The sequence below is a fragment of the Cronobacter sp. JZ38 genome, from assembly GCF_008932145.1.
Taxonomy (GTDB): Bacteria; Pseudomonadota; Gammaproteobacteria; order Enterobacterales; family Enterobacteriaceae; genus Cronobacter; species Cronobacter muytjensii.
Map to the genome: position 1 here is coordinate 2,171,728 of NZ_CP017662.1, position 17,313 is coordinate 2,189,040.

14 protein-coding genes are annotated in these 17,313 nt (G+C 60.0%); 2 read left to right on the forward strand and 12 right to left on the reverse strand.

From position 1 onward, the window contains the following. Positions 1-14 precede the first annotated feature (14 nt). Together BJP61_RS10280 and BJP61_RS10285 are read right to left on the reverse strand one after the other, a co-directional pair. Positions 15-2,447: a formate C-acetyltransferase/glycerol dehydratase family glycyl radical enzyme gene (locus BJP61_RS10280; RefSeq protein WP_171998247.1), complete on the reverse strand. Its 2,433-nt coding sequence runs from the start codon at positions 2,445-2,447 to the stop codon at positions 15-17. Between the two features lie 5 nt (positions 2,448-2,452). Next, a complete protein-coding gene (locus BJP61_RS10285) occupies positions 2,453-3,352 on the reverse strand; it encodes a glycyl-radical enzyme activating protein (RefSeq protein WP_171998248.1) in 900 nt (299 codons plus the stop codon). A 136-nt stretch (positions 3,353-3,488) separates the two neighbouring features. Here BJP61_RS10285 and fsa point away from each other — a divergent pair, with 136 nt between their 5' ends. Continuing rightward, entirely contained in the window at positions 3,489-4,151 is a 663-nt protein-coding gene (gene fsa / locus BJP61_RS10290; RefSeq protein WP_038862630.1) for a fructose-6-phosphate aldolase, read from the forward strand. A 15-nt stretch (positions 4,152-4,166) separates the two neighbouring features. Here fsa and BJP61_RS10295 read toward each other — a convergent pair whose 3' ends face one another. Then, on the reverse strand, positions 4,167-4,349 hold the full coding sequence (locus BJP61_RS10295; protein WP_038862631.1) for a hypothetical protein: 183 nt from the start codon (positions 4,347-4,349) through the stop codon (positions 4,167-4,169). A 212-nt stretch (positions 4,350-4,561) separates the two neighbouring features. Here BJP61_RS10295 and BJP61_RS10300 point away from each other — a divergent pair, with 212 nt between their 5' ends. Next, complete coding sequence (locus BJP61_RS10300) at positions 4,562-5,431, forward strand: crotonase/enoyl-CoA hydratase family protein (RefSeq protein ID WP_038862632.1); 870 nt, start codon at positions 4,562-4,564, stop codon at positions 5,429-5,431. Positions 5,432-5,453: 22 nt separating this feature from the next. Here BJP61_RS10300 and pdeR read toward each other — a convergent pair whose 3' ends face one another. The 9 genes from pdeR to sapA form a co-directional block, all read right to left on the reverse strand. Next, positions 5,454-7,448, reverse strand: a complete 1,995-nt coding sequence (pdeR, locus tag BJP61_RS10305; RefSeq protein WP_171998249.1) for a cyclic di-GMP phosphodiesterase — start codon at positions 7,446-7,448, stop codon at positions 5,454-5,456. 309 nt (positions 7,449-7,757) lie between these two features. Next, a complete protein-coding gene (locus tag BJP61_RS10310; protein ID WP_038862635.1) occupies positions 7,758-9,692 on the reverse strand; it encodes an exoribonuclease II in 1,935 nt (644 codons plus the stop codon). Between the two features lie 88 nt (positions 9,693-9,780). After that, positions 9,781-10,935 carry a CMD domain-containing protein gene (locus BJP61_RS10315; protein WP_171998250.1) on the reverse strand — a complete coding sequence of 385 codons (1,155 nt, stop codon included), beginning with the start codon at positions 10,933-10,935 and terminating at the stop codon, positions 9,781-9,783. 189 nt (positions 10,936-11,124) lie between these two features. Beyond that, positions 11,125-11,913: an enoyl-ACP reductase FabI gene (gene fabI, locus BJP61_RS10320; RefSeq protein ID WP_004385358.1), complete on the reverse strand. Its 789-nt coding sequence runs from the start codon at positions 11,911-11,913 to the stop codon at positions 11,125-11,127. 120 nt (positions 11,914-12,033) lie between these two features. Continuing rightward, positions 12,034-12,840: a putrescine export ABC transporter ATP-binding protein SapF gene (gene sapF / locus BJP61_RS10325; RefSeq protein ID WP_171998251.1), complete on the reverse strand. Its 807-nt coding sequence runs from the start codon at positions 12,838-12,840 to the stop codon at positions 12,034-12,036. A gap of 1 nt (position 12,841) precedes the next feature. Continuing rightward, positions 12,842-13,834, reverse strand: coding sequence for a putrescine export ABC transporter ATP-binding protein SapD (sapD, locus tag BJP61_RS10330; protein WP_038862639.1), 993 nt, complete (start codon positions 13,832-13,834; stop codon positions 12,842-12,844). Continuing rightward, positions 13,834-14,724 carry a putrescine export ABC transporter permease SapC gene (gene sapC / locus BJP61_RS10335; protein WP_038862640.1) on the reverse strand — a complete coding sequence of 297 codons (891 nt, stop codon included), beginning with the start codon at positions 14,722-14,724 and terminating at the stop codon, positions 13,834-13,836. Before sapC ends, sapD begins: the two co-directional genes overlap by 1 nt. Beyond that, positions 14,711-15,676 (reverse strand): putrescine export ABC transporter permease SapB, encoded by a 966-nt coding sequence (gene sapB, locus BJP61_RS10340; protein ID WP_038862641.1) that lies wholly within the window; start codon positions 15,674-15,676, stop codon positions 14,711-14,713. Before sapB ends, sapC begins: the two co-directional genes overlap by 14 nt. Then, the gene (gene sapA / locus BJP61_RS10345; protein WP_171998252.1) at positions 15,673-17,313 is read right to left on the reverse strand and encodes an ABC transporter substrate-binding protein SapA; all 1,641 of its coding nucleotides are present in this window, start codon (positions 17,311-17,313) and stop codon (positions 15,673-15,675) included. The genes sapB and sapA overlap by 4 nt, the downstream gene beginning before the upstream one ends.

The window sequence follows — 17,313 nt, forward strand, 5'->3', positions numbered from 1 at the left end:
CACCGCGGTTTCATTTAAAGCGTATGTTCGGTACGGGCGATAATATCATCCTGTGCGTCAGGGGATAAGGCCGTAAAGAACGCGGAGTAACCGGCCACGCGCACGACCAGATCCCGGTAGTTATCCGGGTGCGCTTTGGCATCCAGCAGGGTTTCACGCGACACGATGTTGTACTGAACATGCCATCCTTTATGCACCTCAAAGAAGGTGCGCAGCATCTGCATCAGTTTCTGGCGATCGCGTAAGTTATCCAGTGTGGACGGGTTAAGCTTCTGATTCAACAGCACGCCGCCAAGAATTTTCGCCACGGGCAGTTTCCCGACCGAGTTAATCACGGCTGTTGGCCCCAGACGGTCCGTGCCGGATGCCGGGCTCGCGCCTTCCGCCAGCGGTGTTCTGGCCTTGCGCCCGTCCGGCGTCGCCATGGTCGCTGCGCCGAACGGCACGTTGGCGGAGATAGACGACGTCCCGGCGTAATAGGTACCGCCAATCGGGCCGCGTCCGAAGCGCGTGTTATGGTACTGTTTCAGCTCGTCGATATAGGTCTGGTACGCGCGCGCCAGCAGCAAATCGACATCGTCATCGTCATTGCCATATTTCGGCGCGCTGTTAATCAGTCGCTGGCGCAGTTGTTCGCCAGTGAGCCCGGCGAAATCGTCGTTCAGCCCCTGTGCCAGTTGCTGCTGTGTCACCACGCCCTGTTCGAACACCAGTTTTCGCACCGCCGCGAGGCTATTGCCGAGATTCGCGATCCCCACCTGCAAGCCGGAAACCCAGTCATATTTCGCGCCGCCCTGTTTAATACTCTTGCCGCGCTCGATGCAATCATCGACCAGCGCCGAACAGAGAATGTCGTGCGCGTTCTCCTCCAGCACCGTATCCACCACGCACTCGATTTCAATTGATTTGCGGGTGTAGTAACGGATCTGGTTATCCCAGGCGGCCATCACGTCATCAAAGCCGCTGAAGTTGCCGGCGGAGAGCGCATTTTCCTGCGCCAGAAAGGTTTTGCCGGTGGTGGCGTCGCGACCGCCTTCCAGCGCCGCCAGCATCACGCGGGCGAAGTTAATAAAGCTCATGCCGGTGCAGCGATAGCCCCATTTGCCGCCGACCGCCGTTTCGATGCAGCCAATCGCCGCATAGTCATACGCGTCTTCGCGGCTGACGCCGAGCTTTATAAACTCGTCGATGACAATCTCATCGTTATTAAACGCCGGCATCCCGAAACCGCAGCGGATCACCTGCACGCAGGCGTCGAGGAAATCATTGCTCATCCCGGCGTGGTAGCGCACGCTCAGGTTCGGTTGCGTGGAGCGCAGGCGGCCGCACGACTCCAGCACGGCCCAGGAGAGCGGGTTGACGGCATCCACTGGTTCGCCGTTTTGCAGGCGCTGGCCGCCAATGGTCACGTTCTGGTAGAGCGGGCTGCCCGCTGAGGCTTTCGAGTGCGAGCCGGAGCGAATTTTGTTGACCTCCAGCAGCTTCAGCCAGCAGCTCTGCAGCAGTTCGATGGCGCGTTCACGTTCAAGCGTCTGCTCAAGCTCCACATCGCGGCGATACCAGGGGTAAAGATATTGATCGAGACGCCCAAAGGAAACAGAGTGTCCGTTGGACTCAATCTGCAATACTAATTGCACGAAATAGCAGAGCTGCAGCGCCTGCCAGAAGGAGGCGGGCGGCTGGTGCGCGATATGCTCGCAGTTAGCGGCGATAGCCAGCAGTTCATCGCGACGTGCCGGACGGCTCTCCGCCTGCGCCATACGTGCCGCCAGCGCGGCGTAGCGCAGGATATGCTCGCTCAGCGCACTGAACGTGATGTCGATGGCTTTTAAAAACTGATCTTTATGCAGATCGCCCTGATCGGTTAACGCCAGGCGCGCGCGCCGTTCCGCGACTTTAGCACGCAGACCATCGAGGCCTTTTTCCAGCAGCAGCGGGAAATTCACCGCCAGATGGGCATCACCGGAGGTCATATTGCCTTCCGCTTTGATGATGCCGGACGCCAGCAGCGCTTTTTGCTCATCGGTAAACATGCCATAGCAGCGGTCCTGCACGGTCTGGCCGCGCCACCACGGGCAGATTTCATGCATTACCGCTTTATCCTCGGCACTCACCGAGAACCCGGCGCCGGGGCGGTCGGCCAGATCGTCAATCTCCTTCTCAATCCAGCTGACGGTATATTCCGGGAAAAACGGCGCGGCGCGCACCTGGCTTGCCTGGTTACCGATAATCAGCTCGTCATGCTTGATCCAGATAGTGCGGTTCGCCAGATGGTGCGCCAGCGCCAGGGCGCGACGTACCGGCAGCGGTTTATCCTGATGCGTCTGGTAGATATGGGTGTAGTGTTGCGCGCGCTCAGTACAGACCGGCGGGCGGACGATTTGCACCAGCGCCGCTTTATGGGCTTTGATGCGCTCGGGAAGAAAATCGAGATTGAGTTCAGACATGATGGTTATCCTCTTATCCAGGCGGTGAGTCCTTTCTGGCGGGCGTAATCTTCAGCAAACGCCAGCAGCGCCGGTTCGTCGAGCGGCGTCGCGGGTGCCAGATAGGGCCAGTCCAGCAGGCGGTACTTATTGATGCCCAGGGTGTGGTAGGGCAGAAAATGGATATGGTTAACGCCAGCCTCATCGGCGGCGAAATCGGTAATGGCGCGAATGGACGCCTTATCGGCGTTAAAACCAGGGATCAGCGGCACGCGGATAATCATTTCTACGCCCGCCGCGGCGAGCCGGCGAAAATTATCCAGTACCCGTTCGGCGCTGCCGTCCGTCCAGTCGTGAAAGCGTTGCGGGTCGACATGTTTTAAATCGGCCAGCAGCAGATCGAGATACGGCAGCGACGGAGCGATATATTTCCACGGCACATGCAGACAGGATTCGACGGCGGTGTGAATGCCCGCCTCGCGACTGCGCTCTAATAGCGCCTGCGTCATTGCAGGCTGCATAAACGGCTCGCCGCCGGAGAGCGTGATGCCGCCGCCGCTGCGCGCATAAAACGCCCGGTCACGCAGCACCTGTTCCATGATGGCCTCAAGGCTGCGCGTTTCGCCGCAGACGCTCAGCGCCTGGGTAGGGCAGCAGTCGGTCAGCGCATCAAGCGCCGCGTCATTGAGCGCCGCGCGGTCAATAATCAGCGCGTCGGCCTCACGGCGAACAGCCTGCGGGCATGCCTGTTTGCAGAGATCGCAGCCGCTCAGGCACAGGCGCTCATCAAACAGCACGTCGCGCTCCCGGCGTCGGCTTTCAGGGTTCTGACACCAGCGACACCCGAGCGAGCAGCCTTTCAAAAAGACCACGGTACGAATGCCGGGGCCATCATGGGTGGAGTAGCGTTGCAGATTGAAGATCATAATGGTCGCGCCCTTTAATTTTCTTACGAAAATAATGTTACTTTCGAATGAAAGTTTTATTGATGGCGATCAGCTTTATCTGCACCGGCTGATTTAAGATGGCGGCACTGTTAACTTGCTCAATTCAGGAGTCGTTATGGAACTGTATCTCGACACCGCGGACGTCGCGGCCGTAAAACGCCTGGCCCGCATTCTGCCGCTGCAGGGCGTCACCACCAATCCGTCCATCGTGGCGCGCGCTGGCGTGAAACTCTGGGATCTGCTGCCCGCTTTGCAGGAGGCGATGAATGGCGAAGGTAAACTGTTCGCGCAGGTTGTCGCGGTAAATGCGCCCGACATGGTACGTGAAGCGGAAATGCTGGCGCAGCGTGTGCCGGGCATCGTGGTGAAAATTCCGGTCACGGAAGAGGGACTCGCCGCGATGAAAATCCTTAAACCGTCCGGCATTCCGCTGCTCGGCACAGCCGTTTACGGCGCAGCGCAGGGGCTGATGGCGGCGCTTGCCGGGGCGGAATATGTCGCGCCTTACGTAAATCGTCTCGATGCGCAGGGCGGCGACGGCGTGGCCACGGTACGCGCGCTGCAGCAACTGTTAACGCTGCATGCCCCGCAGTCAAAAGTCCTCGCGGCAAGCTTTCGCACGCCGCAGCAGGCGCTTGGCTGTCTGCTCGCCGGGTGCAAGTCGATAACGCTGCCGCTGGATGTCGCCGGGCAGCTGTTGAACACGCCTGCCGTCGCGGCGGCGGTGGACGGCTTCGGGCGTGAGTGGCAACAGGCTTTCGGGACGCTCAGCCTGTAACCGACGCGCCAGGCCTCAGATCTCCCAGGGCGCCTTTTCTTTTTGATCCCCCGGCTCATCTCCCTGCTGGCTTTGCGCCAGCAGTTCAGCCTTCAGAATTTCCAGATTATGGATGGCGGAGTGGTAATCGCCCGCCACCAGAATATCCAGAACGGTATCGATACGGTCAGCCAGCTGCTGCGGATTTACTGTTGGCATAATGCTTCCTTTTTACGGTCGGTACAGGGCTCATGATGCAGAAAAGCAGCGCTAAAGAGAAGCTGCCCGCCGCCTTATTCCCCCTCAGTAATCAATCATTTCGCTTTAACAGATAAATATTGGTTATAAAACAGGCGCTCGTCCCGTGCTAAAAGCCGCTGTGAATTAGTCTGATCCTGCGCATAACGCGTTAACTTACATGAGGAAAGACTATGACAGTTTTCAACCAATCGACCTGCAAGCTCTTTACCGATGCCGCGCGTTTTACTCAGCTTTCCGGGTTTTATGAGGAAGAACGCCGCATTATCTGGATGATGCTGCGGGCCCAGCCGCGTCCCTGTTTTAACCATGTCCTTATCGAAGAGATAATGAACCTCAGCTATCTGGTGCAGGACGCCGGACTGAAGGTGAATTTCTGGGTAACCGGCTCGCTGGTTCCCGGAATGTACAACACCGGCGGCGATTTGCAGTTTTTTGTCGACTGCATTCGCAACGGCAAACGCGAAGCGCTCCGCGCCTATGCGCGCGCCTGCGTGGATTGCGTGCACGCCGCCTCCCGTGGTTTTGACTGTGGCGCTATCAGCCTTGCGATGGTAGAGGGCAGTGCGCTCGGCGGCGGCTTCGAGGCGGCGCTGGCGCACCATTTTGTGCTGGCCCAGCGCGACGCGCGGATGGGGTTCCCGGAAATCGCCTTTAATCTCTTCCCCGGCATGGGGGGATATTCGCTGGTGACGCGCCGCGCCGGGATGCGGCTTGCTGAGGAGCTGATTTATCAGGGCGAATCGCACACCGCGGAATGGTATCACCCGCAGGGGCTGGTGGACCTGCTGTTTGAACCCGGCCAGGGGTTTGTGGCGACGCGTACGTTTATCGATACCCTGCAACCGCGGCTCAACGGCGTGAGGGCGATGCTCCGTGCCCGCCAGCGCGTGCTGCGGCTCTCGCGTAATGAGCTGATGGAAATTACCGAGGACTGGGTGGACGCCGCGTTCAGCCTGGAGCCCAAGGACGTGGGCTATATGGAACGCCTGATCCAGCTGCAAAACCGCCATACCGCCGCGGCCATGCGTAAAGCAGGCTAACGGCATTACCTTCAGACGCCGGTTACGGCGTCTGTTTCCCGGCGCGGTAATGCTGATACCAGCGTTCCAGCGCGGCGGCGGTCATCGGTTTGGCGAACAGAAACCCCTGTCGCTGGTCGACGCCGTTTTGGGTCAGAAACGCGTCTTCCTCTTTGCTCTCCACGCCTTCGGCGATCACCTGCAAATCAAGCGCCTGCGCTACGGCGACAATGGCGCGCACCAGCGACTGCGACACCTTTTGCTTATGAATATCGCGCACAAAGCTCTGGTCGAGCTTAATCGCGTTAAGCGGAAACCGCGCGAGCTGTGAGAGCGACGAATAACCGGTGCCGAAATCATCCAGATGCACCTCGGCGCCCAGCGCGCTGAATTCGTTAATCACCGACAGCGCCAGGTCGGCATTTTCAATCAGGCAGCTTTCGGTAATTTCCACATCAATGGGGCTTTGCGTGAAGTTGAGGTCGGCAAGCGCCTGACGCAAATCGCTTATCAGCGTCTGGTCGGCCAGCTGGCGGGCCGACACATTCACCGCGACCCTCAGGTCAATGCCCGCATCGCGCCACTGCGCCACCTGCCGCACCACATCCAGCATGACCCAGCGCCCGAGCGGTACAATAAGCCCCGATTCTTCAGCATAAGAGATAAAATCCAGCGGGGGGATAAGACCGCGCTCCGGCGACTGCCAGCGCACCAGCGCCTCCAGGCTCTGTACCTCGCCCTGGGCGGTGATTTTCGGCTGGTAGTGAATAACCAGCTGGTTTTTCTCCAGCGCTTTGCGCAGATTGGTATCAAGCCAGAGGTATTCAAAGACGCGCTGGTTCATCTCAGGGCAAAATACGCAGAACTTCCCGCGCCCGTTCTCTTTGGCGGTGTACATCGCCGTGTCGGCGTTGCGGATGACGCTTTCGCGGTCGTCGCCGTGCTGCGGCGCCAGCGCGATGCCGAGCGAACAGCCGGTATAAACTTCGATAAGACCGATGCGAAAGGGATGTTTCAGCCGGGTGATTATCCGCGAGGACATCGCCTCCAGCGCGGCCTGTGAAGTGTCGGTCGCCAGAACGATAAACTCATCGCCGCCCAGACGCGCCAGCACCTGATCTTTTTCAAGGCAGCTTAAAATCGCGAGCGACACCGCCTGGAGTAGCTGATCGCCGAACATATGCCCGTAGGCGTCGTTCACTTTTTTGAAATTATCGAGATCGAGATAGACCACACCGACCTGGCTTTCGCCACGGCTGGCGATGGCGTTACTTATCATCTCATGGATAGCGTTGCGGTTGGGCAGCCCGGTGATGGCGTCGGTGTTGGCGAGCGTGCGCAGCCGCTCCTGGGCCCGGCGCTCTTCGGTGATATCGGTGCCGGAGCAGATCAGGAAAATTTCATTGCGTCCGCTGCCGCTGTGTACAAATTTATTGCGAAACAGAAACAGGCGCTGGCCTTTACGGGTTTTGACCCAGCGCTCGACTTCGTAAGAGCTGCCGTTACGAAAAAAACCGGTGATATTCCGGCGCGACGCCGCCGCCTCCGCAGGCGTCATAAACAGCTTGAAAACGTTCTGCCCGATGACCTCCTGCTCTTTCAGGCCGGTATACTCTTCGCTCAGGCGATTAAAACGCTGAATATTGCCGTGGCGATCGAGTATCACAATCACTGAATTGGCTTCGGAAACCACCTGTTCGGCAAACGACAGCCCCTGTACCAGATCGCGCGCCACGGACGTGGTGTCGTTCCAGGCCGAGGCGGTGCCAGCCCATTCCTTACGGGAGACCTTGCGGCCTACCAGGTGCACCGGCACCAGTTCGCCAAAGAGCGACAGCGACAGGGTAACGCTTGAGGTGATAACCCCCATGGTACGGATCTGCGCAGCCTGTTCCGGCGTCAGCGGCACCACGTGGCTGGTGGCCGCCGCTTCGCTGGCGGCAAGCTGTAGCGCGTTGCTGTCCAGCGGCAGGCGCCAGAAAGGGCTGGCGGCGCCGGAATAGCGGTACAGCAGATTATTCTCCAGGTCGTCTTTCATGCTCTCTCCCGAACCCACTCCAGGCGCGATGCAAACGCCCCGGCGCAACGGCACAGCCGGACTCAGCCGGCAATCACAGGCAAAACGGTTGTTTTTACGGGAATATATTGTCAGCGAAAGCGGATAATCCGCCGCCGACATGGCCATTTCGCTTAAATCTCAAAGCGTTAAATTACGACGCACTCTGTTAGTGTGATCGTTTTTTGAAAAAATGCCCAAGTGAGACAGGAAAAATGTGCGCGCTCACACAGTGGAACAGACGAGGCGGGAGAAGTGAAAAACTCCCCGGCGGGGCCGGGGAGTGGAGGGTCAGGCAACCGGGCGTGCAATCACGCTGCGGGTTTCCATACGCACTTCAGCAATGGTCACGTCGATAACGTCGGTGACTTTATAGACGGTTTCGCCTTTGATCTGCACGGTGCCGTTTTCCTGGCTGCACGCCAGTTCATCGCGCACCGCGTGCAGGAAGGGGGCCGGAATAAACGCGACTGCGCCGTTATCCACCAGACGCACGCGCATACCGCCGCGACTGACGTCAATGATCTCCGCTGCGAAGCGGGTATCGGTACCGGCTTTGTCTTTCAGGAAACGGGCATACAGCCAGTCGCCCACATCGCGCTCCGCCATGCGGTTCAGACGACGACGTTCCGCCATCTGCACGGTCGACTCTTCCTGCGGACGCTGCGCGCTTTCGCCTTTGATAATCGCCTTCAGCAGACGATGGTTGACCATATCGCCATACTTACGGATAGGCGAGGTCCAGGTGGCGTATGCCTCCAGTCCCAGACCAAAGTGCGGGCCCGGTTCGGTGCTGATTTCGGCAAACGACTGGAAACGGCGGATGCGGCTGTCGAGGAAGCCGGACGGCTGCGCGTCCAGTTCGCGACGCAGTTTGCAGAAGCCTGGCAGGGTAAGAACGTCGTTCGCGTCCACATGCATGCCGTGGCTTTGCAGCAGCGTCGCCAGCTGTTCTGTGCTGGCCGGGTCGAAGCCCGCATGGACGTTATACACGCCGAAGCCCAGCTTATCGCGCAGAACACGCGCGGCGCAGATGTTCGCCGCGATCATGGATTCTTCCACGATGCGGTTGGCGATGCGGCGCGGCTCGGCGACGATATCCAGCACTTCACCTTTTTCACCCAGCACGAAGCGGTAATCCGGACGGTCTTTAAAGACCAGCGCGTGCTCCACACGCCAGGCGCTGCGGCGCTGGCAAACCTGCTGTAACAGACGGATCTGCGCGGCAATCGCTTCGCTCGCCGGCTGCCAGTCGCCTTTTTCTTCCAGCCAGTTGGAAACGTCGTCATACGCCAGCTTGGCTTTGGATTCGATGGTCGCGGCGAAGAACTGAATCTCGTCGCTGATAGCGCCCTGCGCGTCGATAATCATGCGGCAGACCAGCGCCGGACGTGCCACGCCTTCGCGCAGCGAGCAGAGATCGTCTGAAAGTTCGCGCGGCAGCATCGGGATGTTAAAGCCCGGCAGGTAGTTGGTGAACGCGCGCACTTTGGCGATGTTATCGAGCTTGCTGCCTTCGGCTATCCACGCGGTCGGGTCGGCAATCGCGACGGTCAGTTGCAGGCGATCGCCATCCAGTGTTTCCACATACAGCGCATCGTCCATATCTTCAGTGCTGGCGCTGTCAATGGTGACGAAATCGAGCGCGGTCAGATCTTCACGCGTCAGGTTTTCATCCAGCATCTCTGTCGCCACACCGTCCGGCGCTTCGCGCTCCAGATTGTGGCGAGCCAGCGTCACCCACCACGGGACGAAATGGTCGTCGCCGAAGGTAATGAACTGGGTCAGCTCGGCGTAAAAGCCGCGATCGCCTTTCAGCGGGTGACGACGCATTTCAGCCACCGCCCAGTCGCCGCTCTGGAAATCGTGGCTGACGCCGCGTTCGGCGCGGCACGGAATGGCATCTTTCAGCAGGGGATGATCGGGAACGATAGACAGACGATCGTCTTTCTTTTGCACCCGGCCCACAAAACGGGTCAGGAAGGGTTCGATAAGCTCTTCGGGCTCAGCGGATTCTTTTTCCTTCTCCGTATGGATAACGGCAATAACGCGATCGCCGTGCATCACTTTCTTCATTTGCGGAGGCGGAATGAAGTAGCTTTTCTGCGCGTCAACCTCAAGGAAACCAAAACCTTTTTCCGTGGCTTTTACTACCCCTTCAGCGCGCGGCGTCTGGGAATGCAGTTGCTGTTTAAGCTGCGCAAGCAGCGGGTTATCCTGAAACATAGTGTCGAATTTTCGTGGCCAAAAGAGCGGCTGACAGTTTTACGCGATTGCGCGCCTCCCGGCAAGCGCTCTTTAGGCCGGGGCGGCGCTACACCGTCACGCCAAGACCGAGGCGCAGCCGGTTCACCCAGCCGCAGGCGCTGCCAAAGGCGAGCAGACGCAATGCCGCGCTTTCGTCGACGCCTGCCTCCACGAGCGGCTGCAACTGCGTGTGGCTGAAACGTGCCGGCGCGCGGGTTAACGTCTGCATCGCCTGAATAATGGCGCGTTCGCGCGGATGATTATGGCTCCAGGCGAGCAGCGCCCGTTCGCCGTTGCGCACCGCGTCCGGAAGGTTCGGCTCGCCGCGCCAGCGGCGGGCGGCCTCGGCAAAACAGCTGCTGCTGCCGTTAATGCGTGCGCTGAGCATGGCGACCAGCGCGGCGTCCTGGTCGTTTGCCTGAGCGCGCAGCGCGTCCAGCAGCGAGGCGATCCCATGAAGCGCTGCGGCGTCGTGCGCCAGCAGCGACAGCATCGGTTGCAGTAGCGGCTCGTCGAGCGCCGCGTTATACGCCGCCTGTTGATCGGCGCTCGCCCAGCCCATTTCAAGCGCCGGGAGATCCGGCAGCCAGCGCGGTTCAGGCGCGCTAAAGCGCGCCGCAGGGGCGTCCTGCTGCATGTCGATACCCGGCAGCCAGCGCGCGGGCTGGCCGGGCTGCGCCTGCAACAGCGCCACCGCGCGGGCCTGAAAGCCCACAAAGCCGATAATCTGGGTGAAGGTGACGATGTCGTGCACCGACAGGCCCGCCTCTTCCAGCTGCGCGCGAGCAGCGCTGTCGATAAGCGTCGGTGAGCTCGCCAGCTGGCGGGCGGTCTGGGTGAGCAGAGTCAGACGACGATTGCTTTCGCGCGAAGAGTCAGGCCCCGGCTCCGGCGCCAGGCGGGCGGCATAGTGATTGCACAGTCGCTGTACGCCATACACCTGCGCCACCGTGAGCGCGGTGCTGAGGCGGTCATACACGCTAAGCGTATGCAGGCGAGTGACATCGCGCTTAGCGGGCAGCAGCGACGGGATTAGCGCGCGGGCGGCGTCGCACCACGGCGCGTGGGCCGCGCGTTGTTCGTCGTCCAGCGGCAGGTCGAGCAGAAAACGGTCCTCTACCTTTGCGGCTTCGGGAACTAACGGCAGCGGATCTGCCGGACAGAGGCTGGACTGGGTTTCATGATACCAGTGGCTTTTGCCGGTAAGGCGGCGTTGTTCCATGGTCGTTCCTTGTCTGAAAATGAGCGCCCGGAACGACTCGAACTGCCAAGACGCCGGGTCAGGTCACGCACGACTATCCTGGCGTAACACTTAACGGCGATAAAAGATTGTTCGGTGATAACAAATATCAGAAAGGCATAAATAAAAAGGGCAGGTTGAAAACCTGCCCTTTAGCGCGAAAGCGGAAGATTATTTCAGTTCCAGCTCGTTCATCGCGGCGATGCTAAAGCCGCCGTCAACGTGGACCACTTCACCCGTGATGCCGCCGGAAAGGTCGGAGCACAGGAACGCGGCGGAGTTACCCACGTCTTCGATGGTGACGGTGCGGCGGATCGGGGTGACCGCTTCGCAGTGCGCCAGCATCTTACGGAAATCTTTAATGCCGGACGCCGCCAGGGTGCGGATCGGGCCTGCGGAGATGGCGTTAACGCGCACGCCTTCCGGACCCATCGCGTTAGCCATATAACGCACGTTCGCTTCCAGAGATGCTTTCGCCAGACCCATCACGTTGTAGTTCGGGATAGCGCGCTCGGCGCCCAGGTAGGAGAGCGTCAGCAGGGCCGCGTTCGGGTTCAGCATGGAGCGGCAGGCTTTCGCCATCGCTACAAAGCTGTAGGCGCTGATGTCATGCGCGATTTTGAAGCCTTCACGGGTCACGGCGTTAACGTAGTCGCCATCCAGCTGGTCAGCCGGGGCGAAACCGATGGAGTGCACGAAACCGTCGAATTTCGGCCAGACTTTGGCAAGCTCGGTGAACAGCGCGTCGATGCTTTCATCTTCCGCAACGTCACACGGCAGCACGATGCTGGAGTCCAGTTGAGCGGCAAACTCTTCCACGCGGCCTTTCAGCTTGTCGTTCTGGTAGGTGAACGCCAGTTCAGCCCCTTCACGGTGCATAGCCTGTGCGATACCGTACGCGATGGAAAGTTTGCTGGCAACGCCAGTCACCAGAATGCGCTTACCGGTAAGAAAACCCATAGCTTTTAATCCTTATCGTCATTGTTATGGCGGCAGGCCGAAAGCGCCAGCCGTCGTTAAAACGCGGCGATTCTAACATGTCTCGCCGGATGAGTTAATCCGACCACTACAGATGGCGGATTAACGGTCTTTTCGCCAGGCGTCGGCGGTTAACGCTTCGCCGAAATGGCTGGCGATAAGCCGTTTAGTTAAATCGTGCAGCGGGGAGGCGAGCACGTCGGCGGTGCTGCCGCGCTCCACCACCTCGCCCTGATGCATCACCATCACCTGATCGCTGATGTGTTTCATCATGCCGATATGCTGGGTGACATAAATATAAGAGATACCCTGTTTTTCCTGTAATTCCAGCATCAGGTTGATTAACTGCGAACGCATCGACATATCGAGCGACGCCAGCGCCTCGTCGGCGACGATGACTTTCGGGCGCAGGATCAGCGCGCGCGCGAGGCCCAGGCGCTGTTTCTGCCCTGGCGCCAGCATATGCGGATAATAGCTGACGTGGTCAGGCAGCAGGCCGACCATGCGCAGCGTCTCTTTAATGCGCTTCGCGCGGGCTTCCGGCTCCAGTTCGGTGTTCAGACGCAGCGGAAAGTCCAGAATCTGCGAAATGCGCTGACGCGGGTTCAGCGACGTCGACGGATCCTGAAAAATCATGCGGATCCGCTGGCTGCGAAATGAGTAGTCGCCAAAGGTCAGCGGATGGTCGTCAATCACCAGCTCGCCGGTGGTGGGCTCCACCATGCCCGCCAGCATTTTGGCGAGCGTCGATTTGCCGGAGCCGTTCTCGCCGATAATCGCCAGCGTCTGGCGCTCGCGCAGCGTGAAGCTCAGCGGCTTCACCGCCTCGACGGTCTGGCGGCGAAACCAGCCGGTACGGTAGCGATAGGTTTTGCTCAGGTTGCGAACCTGCAACAGCGTTTCCACCATTTCACTCTCTCTCCATGTTCAGCGGGAAATGGCAGGCGAAAAGATGATTTTTCGGCCCGTCGAGACGCGGGGTTTCGATACATTTACGCTGGGCATACGGGCAGCGCGGCCCAAGGCGGCAGCCGATCGGTAGATGTTCCAGCAGCGGAATAGCGCCCGGCAGCGTATTGAGGCGGCTTTTATGCGGCATCGCGCTGCCGAAGTCCGGGATAGCGCGGATCAGCGCCTGAGTATAGGGATGATGCGGCGTGGAGATAAGCTCATCGCTCGGCGCGGTCTCCACCGTTTGCCCGCAGTAGAGCACATCGATGCGGTCGGCCCACTGGCTCAGCATCTGCAAGTCGTGGCTAATCAGCAAAATCGTCGTGTTATTATTCTGATTGAGCCGGGAGAGCAGGCGGAAAATCTGCGCCTGGGTGGTCGGCTCCATCGCGTTGGTCGGCTCATCGGCGATCAACAGACGCGGCTGATTGGCGAGCGCGATGGCGATCATGACCTTCTGGCACTCGCCTTCGGTCAGCTCGTAAGGGAAACTGCGCATGGCGTCTTTATGGTCTTTAATGCCGACGCGGTGCAGCAGTTCAATGGCCCGGCGCTTGCGCCAGCCAAAACGCTGCCACCACCGGCCTTTATAAGTCCAGCCGGGAATATTCTGCATCAGCTGGCGGCCTATTTTTTCAGACGGATCGAGACAGGATTGCGGCTCCTGAAAAATCATCGACACGTTATGGCCCACCAGCCGGCGGCGCTCGCGGGGCGAGAGACGCAGCAGGTCGATATCGTCAAAACGCATACGGTCGGCGGTGATCCGCCAGTTGTCTTTGGTTACGCCGCATATCGCTTTAGCGATAAGGCTTTTACCGGAACCCGATTCGCCTACCAGGCCGCGAATTTCGCCCTCCGGCAGGCTCAGGCTCACGCGATCCACGGCTTTGACCCAGCCTTCGCTGGTCTTAAACTCAATCGTCAGATTGCGGATATCAAGCAGCGGCATTACTCCACCCCCGCGTCAATGGCGCGACGTATACCGTCGCCCAGCAGATTCACCAGCAATACGCTTATCATAATCGCAGCCCCCGGCAGCATCACCGTCCAGGGCGCGACATAAATCAGCTCCAGCGCGTCGCCCAGCATCGCGCCCCATTCGGGGGAGGGCAGTTGCGCGCCGAGATCCAGAAAACCGAGCGCCGCGATATCCAGAATCGCAATCGACAGCGCGCGGGTGATTTCGCCCACCAGCAGCGACGCGGTGTTCGGCAGCACCGCGAACAGCAGAATATTAAACGTGGTGGCGCCATCAAGACGCGCGGCGATAACGTACTCTTTTTCCAGCTCGTCATGCACCATGCTGTAGACCGACCGCACCATACGCGGCACCAGCGCCAGCCAGACGGCCAGCATCGCGTGGCTCAGCTGCGGCCCGGCGAAGGCCACCACGATAATCGCCAGCAACAAGGAGGGAATTGAGAGCAGCGTGTCCAGCACATGGTTAAGCACCGCCGAGCGCAGCCCGTGAGTCGCGCCCGCCAGGACGCCCAGCAGCAGCCCGCAGACGGTGGCCGCGAGCGTCACCACAAACGCGCCGCCGATGGTGGGCGCCGCGCCGCTCAGCAGGCGGCTTAGCAGGTCGCGCCCTAAATCGTCGGTGCCGAGGAAGAACGAGACTTCACCATAGCGCGACCAGGACGGCGGCAGCAGCTGATAACCGAGAAATTGCTGGTCGATGCCATAGGGCGCGAATACCCGGCCAAACACGCACAGCAGCACCAGACCCGCGCAGCCGTACAGGCCCACCATCGCGACGGTGTCGCCGTAAAACTTGCGCCAGACGGTGCGCAGCGCGCCCGGCGGGCGTTTCTCGCGATAGACGCTATCGTAAGGCATACCATTCCTTATGTTTCAACGGGTTCGCCAGCGCGCCCACAATATCAGACAGCACATTCACCAGAATAACCAGCGAGCCTATCACCATCACACCCGCCGAAATGGCGGCGTAATCCTGTTGGCGAATCGCGTTAATCAGCCAGCGGCCAAGCCCAGGCCAGCTGAACACCATTTCGGTGATCATCGCAAGCGTCAGCATGGTGGAGAATTGCAGACCGAGGCGCGGGATAACCGGCGGCAGGGCATTGTGCAGCACATGGCGGCGCAGGATTGTCAGGCGTGACAGCCCGCGCGTGGCCGCCGCTTTGATGTAGTTGCGCTCCAGAATCTCCACCGTGCTGACGCGCACCAGGCGAATCACCTCGGTGGTCGGCGCGACCGCGAGCGTCAGCACCGGCAGCACCATATGGCGTAGCGCGCTTAAAATCATCTCATGACGCCAGGGCGAATCGGAGAGCCAGGCGTCAATGAGCGCGAAGCCGGTCACCGATTTCACTTCGTAAAGCAAATCAAACCGCCCTGATACCGGGAACCAGCCGAGCGTCAGCGAGAAGAAGAGGGTAAACAGCAGCGCCAGCCAGAACACCGGGATCGAAAAGCCGAGCAGCGCCAGCGCGCTGATGAGCTTATCCTGCCATTTATGGCGCAGAATGCCCGCCGCCATGCCGACCGGAATGCCCACCAGCAGCGCCAGGCCGAACGCCAGGAAGCAGAGCTCCATCGTCGCCGGGAACACGTCACGCAATTGGGTGGAGATCAGCTGACCGTTAATGCTGGAGACGCCGAAATCCCAGTGCAGCACGCTGTCGCACCAGAACAGCCAGGCGTTCCAGAACGACGCGCCCTGCAGCGGCGCATGTGGCGTGAAATAGCTCAGGCAGAAGCCGACTATCGTCAGAAAAAACAGCGTGATGATAAGCAGCACCAGCCGGCGCAGGGTAAAGATAATCATGGCTGCTTGTCCTCTGTGATTTCACGTGAGACGCCTGCGAACGAGGCGTTGCCGAACGGGCTCAGCACCAGGCCTTTCATGTCGTAACGATACGCCTGCAGCCGCAGCGATGACGCCAGCGGCAATACCGGAAGCTGTTCGGCGAGAATCGTCTGGGCGCGGGTATAGGCTTCAATACGGTACGCCAGCTGCTGCGAGGAGAGCGCCGACTGCAAGACGCCGTCGAAATCGCGATCGCACCAGTGGGCGTAGTTGGTTTGCGAGCGAATCGCCGCGCAGCTCAGCAGCGGACGGAAGAAGCTGTCCGGATCGTTGCTGTCCGTCGCCCAGCCCGCGAGCGTCAGGTCATGGTTCATATCCATCAGGCGGGCCTCCTGAAAACGGCCCTCCACCGGCACAATCTCTACCGTCACGCCGACCTGAGCCAGATCCGCCTGCAGCAGCTCGGCGGTTTTCAGCGGGCTCGGGTTCCAGGCCTGCGAACTGGTCGGCACCCAGAGTTGCAGCGTCAGGTTTTCCAGACCGAGCGCTTTCAGCTGCGCACGCGATTTTTCGGGGTTGTATTCGGTGATTTTCGCGTTGTTGTCGTATGCCCAGGAGGCGCGCGGCAAAATGGAGGCCGCAGTTTCTGCCGTACCATAATAGATGGATTGCATCAGCCGCTGGTTGTTAATCGCCAGCGCGAGCGCATGGCGCACCTTCGGATTATCGAGCGGCGGTTTGTGGGTGTTGAACGCCAGATAGGCGATATTCATGCCGGGGCGCAGCGTCAGGCGCAGGCGCGGATCGTCTCTGAGGCTGGTGAGCTGGCTCGCGGCAGGCCAGGCGAGCACGTCGCATTCGCCGGTCAGCAGTTTGGAAAGCCGCCCGGTACCGCCGGAGCCAAGATCGATAACCGCCTGCGGCATCTGCGGTTTACCACGCCAGTAATTATTGTGGCGCAGCAGCCGAATATACTGCCCGGCGCGATACTCGCCGAGACGGAACGGCCCGGTACCGACCGGCTCGCGGTCAAGTTCTTCCTGATTTCCGCTACGCTCAAGCATGGCGGCGTATTCGGCTGACATTATCGAGGCGTAGTGGGTGGCGAGATGCCATAAAAAAGAAGCGTCCGCCTGGCGCAGACGAAACTCCACCGTGCGATTGTCGAGCTTACGCACGCTGCGCACGTTATCAGCGAACTGGAGACTGTCGAAATAGGGATAACTCGCGCCGTTGACGTTATGCCACGGATGCTTCGGGTCGATAATGCGCTGGAAGCTGAAGACCACATCATCGGCATTCAGCGCGCGCGTGGGCGTGAACCAGCGGGTATGCTGGAACTGTACGTCCGGACGCAACCGAAAGCGCCAGGTGATGCCGTCGTCGGGGCTGTACCAGCTCTCGGCAAGCTCCGGGACCAGACGGTACGTGTAAGGATCGACATCCAGCAGGCGGTCATAGAGCTGCGCGGCGAGCGTATCGACCGTCAGCCCGCTACCGGCCTTCTGTGGATTAAAAGTATTGACCTGGCCGTTAACGCAATAGACAAAGCCGCTCTGGCGAATATCGCCAGGAGACCCGGCGGGAGGCGCAGCAAAAGCCTGTACGCTCAGGAGCCCGAGCGTCGCTAAAAAAGGGGAGAGAATTCCGCGCAT

Excerpts from the sequence above, each read along its gene's own strand:
- BJP61_RS10280 (WP_171998247.1), bottom strand. The coding sequence starts at position 2,447 with ATGTCTGAACTCAATCTCGATTTTCTTCCCGAGCGCATCAAAGCCCAT.
- BJP61_RS10285 (WP_171998248.1), bottom strand. The coding sequence starts at position 3,352 with ATGATCTTCAATCTGCAACGCTACTCCACCCATGATGGCCCCGGCATT.
- fsa (WP_038862630.1), top strand. The coding sequence starts at position 3,489 with ATGGAACTGTATCTCGACACCGCGGACGTCGCGGCCGTAAAACGCCTG.
- BJP61_RS10295 (WP_038862631.1), bottom strand. The coding sequence starts at position 4,349 with ATGCCAACAGTAAATCCGCAGCAGCTGGCTGACCGTATCGATACCGTT.
- BJP61_RS10300 (WP_038862632.1), top strand. The coding sequence starts at position 4,562 with ATGACAGTTTTCAACCAATCGACCTGCAAGCTCTTTACCGATGCCGCG.
- pdeR (WP_171998249.1), bottom strand. The coding sequence starts at position 7,448 with ATGAAAGACGACCTGGAGAATAATCTGCTGTACCGCTATTCCGGCGCC.
- BJP61_RS10310 (WP_038862635.1), bottom strand. The coding sequence starts at position 9,692 with ATGTTTCAGGATAACCCGCTGCTTGCGCAGCTTAAACAGCAACTGCAT.
- BJP61_RS10315 (WP_171998250.1), bottom strand. The coding sequence starts at position 10,935 with ATGGAACAACGCCGCCTTACCGGCAAAAGCCACTGGTATCATGAAACC.
- fabI (WP_004385358.1), bottom strand. The coding sequence starts at position 11,913 with ATGGGTTTTCTTACCGGTAAGCGCATTCTGGTGACTGGCGTTGCCAGC.
- sapF (WP_171998251.1), bottom strand. The coding sequence starts at position 12,840 with ATGGTGGAAACGCTGTTGCAGGTTCGCAACCTGAGCAAAACCTATCGC.
- sapD (WP_038862639.1), bottom strand. The coding sequence starts at position 13,834 with ATGCCGCTGCTTGATATCCGCAATCTGACGATTGAGTTTAAGACCAGC.
- sapC (WP_038862640.1), bottom strand. The coding sequence starts at position 14,724 with ATGCCTTACGATAGCGTCTATCGCGAGAAACGCCCGCCGGGCGCGCTG.
- sapB (WP_038862641.1), bottom strand. The coding sequence starts at position 15,676 with ATGATTATCTTTACCCTGCGCCGGCTGGTGCTGCTTATCATCACGCTG.
- sapA (WP_171998252.1), bottom strand. The coding sequence starts at position 17,313 with ATGCGCGGAATTCTCTCCCCTTTTTTAGCGACGCTCGGGCTCCTGAGC.